This window comes from Caldisericota bacterium, assembly GCA_034717215.1.
Classification (GTDB): Bacteria; Caldisericota; Caldisericia; order Caldisericales; family Caldisericaceae; genus UBA646.
Genome location: JAYELD010000036.1, coordinates 1 through 2,534, shown reverse-complemented (window position 1 = coordinate 2,534; position 2,534 = coordinate 1). Strand labels below are relative to the sequence as shown.

The following is a 2,534-nucleotide window of genomic DNA, read 5'->3' as shown; positions in this document are numbered from 1 at the left end:
TCTCTTTATCGCTGGTGGCGTATGCTGCTGCTATTCTCATGAAAAATCCTGATAAAATAAGATGTTTCAGAACCTTTGCTAAACATCCTGTTCAAATCAAAAAAGTTGCATAACCACCATTATTTTCAAAGAACATTTATTCTGTCTTCTATTTTATTACTAAACTGAATAACTGTCTCACGATTAAGTCTAAGTGAGCGTTTCCCCTTCTCATGTTAGTAAAACTAAACTGTAACCTTATTACCCATTACAACTCTTTATGTAACTATTTGCATTTTTAACCCAATATTTTATTTTTTCTATTTTGCAGAAGTCTAAAGGTATATAAGTAGTTTTATTTTTCAGCATTGCGTAACTTACCTTGGCTATATAGCGAGCAATACTATTACGCGCCTTTAACATTGGAAGTCCTGTACCCAAAAGATATTCATAATATTCCCGAATATCATTTTCCCCATTAATAGCTGTTACAGCAGCTGATTTATATATATTTTTTAGCCGCCGGCTGTATCTTGGATTTCGCTTACCATAGTTTCTGCCCCCACTTTCTTTTTCATGTTTTACTAACCCCGCATAACTCCAATACTTATATTTATTTTTAAATCGACTGGCATCTATCACTATACTATAAATCCGTACTGCAAAAATATTATCAATGCCTGAAATTGCTTTAAGATTTCTAATAAGAGGATTTTTCCTGCTGAAATATTTAAATAGTTTAATGTACTCCTTCTTTTTTCCCTCATAAAGGGCGATTGCTTCATCCTGCCGAGATTCAATGAAGGCTAATAATTCATCATTATCATCTATACAATCTTTCTTATGTCGCAGTCCCACTGAACGATATAATGCTGACTTTTGATTCTTAAACTGCACACCGAACTTAATCCAATCCTCATAAGCACTCACAATTTTCCGTAAATGATAATCTTTATTTAAACTGTGATATACTTCCTTTAACAGGCCGGCTCGTAATAACTGACACAGTTTAACTGCATCAAGCTTATCTGTCTTTGGCCCAGCACTAAGAAGACTATTATGCCAGGGATCGCAAATAAAATTGGCTCCTCATGCGAATCTGTGCACCCAATCCGGTTCTTTTAGCTTACCCATGCAATGCATGAGTAGTGTTGAAAAGGTTTTGGGAGATCGATATCCTCTTGCTTGATGACTAATTGCTTTTGCATTATTGTTCATTGCTTCTACAGCACCATTATCGATAGGCAATTCAGAGTATGCCAGGATTCCCTTTTCATGTTTTCTGACAAGCCATGCAAATTTTCTCATTGGCTCAAGCCGTGAATGAGTAGCCCACCAGAACCATTGATCAAGAAATTTTTTTGTTTTTTCTTGATCTGTATATGTCCAAAATTCTCTGAAATTTTCTTTAAGCAAGTAAGCCCTGTTGATTTTCAAATTTAAATTCTCCAAATAACTGAATCGTTGTTTTTGTTTATCTGTCAAATTCCAGGGATTCTTAAGCCAAATATATCGGCTTCCCTTCAGAAGTTCAGGGTTGATTTTCTTTAGATCTTCAGCTTCTTGTTTCCGTACATCATTGACTGCATGTAAAAGATGACGGATAATATGAAATTTATCAAAGACGATTGTTGCATCAGGAATAAATCCCTTAATTGCTTTCAGATAAGGATCCCACATGTCACAACATACTCCTTTGATATTCTTTAAGTTATCTTTGCCCCATTCCGTTAAAAAAGCTTTAATATTTTCATATTTACGTCCCTCAAAACTGGCCAACAGTTTCTTGCGAACAAGATCATAAACCTGAGTATGATAAACCATGCCCTTTTTACGACTGATCTCATCAATGCCAATAATACCCGCTTCTGTCTTGTCTCGACAGGCAAGTCCAAATTCAACGACCTGTTTAACAGCAGAATAAACGGCATTCCAGCAAACATTAAACATTTGACTTACAGTATTCATTGGAAGCTTTCTTGCCCAGCTTGCCATAGTCAAACTTAAAGGAACAGAAAGACAACTCTTACCATTGCTCCATGGAATTGATTCGACTTTTATTCCACAATATTTGCATTTGACACGAGCTGGTCGGTAATAAATGTATACAGGTATATTCCACAAAGGCACATGCCTCCACTCTCTTTGTTTCAATCGATCTCTGACTTTTTGCCTCGTCCCGCAGCCGGAACAGGTGAGCTTCCGACCATGAATAATATCTAAAAAAATGATAATCTTCTGAGTGCTTCCAATAACTTTTTCCACACGGTGATTCTTGATTCCCAGTGTATTTCTTATTATCTTTTTAATGAGCATGGGACCTCCTATAACTTTATAAGACTTTAAGTGCCTTATAATTTATAGGTATTTCCCATGCTTTTCAATAACTTATCAGTTTAATGTTGTGCACAGATTCGCATGAGGAGCCAAGATTTCTAATAAGAGGATTTTTCCTGCTGAAATATTTAAATAGTTTAATGTACTCCTTCTTTTTTCCCTCATAAAGGGCGATTGCTTCATCCTGCCGAGATTCAATGAAGGCTAATAATTCATCA

General features: G+C 35.8%; 2 protein-coding genes. Both read right to left on the bottom strand.

All coding sequences use genetic code 11. The features are described 5' to 3' along the window. Nucleotides 1-240 precede the first annotated feature (240 nt). Complete coding sequence (locus U9Q18_01585) at nucleotides 241-909, bottom strand: transposase (GenBank protein ID MEA3313048.1); 669 nt, start codon at nucleotides 907-909, stop codon at nucleotides 241-243. 159 nt (nucleotides 910-1,068) lie between these two features. Next, nucleotides 1,069-2,295 carry an ISL3 family transposase gene (locus tag U9Q18_01580; GenBank protein ID MEA3313047.1) on the bottom strand — a complete coding sequence of 409 codons (1,227 nt, stop codon included), beginning with the start codon at nucleotides 2,293-2,295 and terminating at the stop codon, nucleotides 1,069-1,071. Nucleotides 2,296-2,534: the final 239 nt, after the last annotated feature.

Excerpts from the sequence above, each read along its gene's own strand:
- U9Q18_01580 (MEA3313047.1), bottom strand. The coding sequence starts at position 2,295 with ATGCTCATTAAAAAGATAATAAGAAATACACTGGGAATCAAGAATCAC.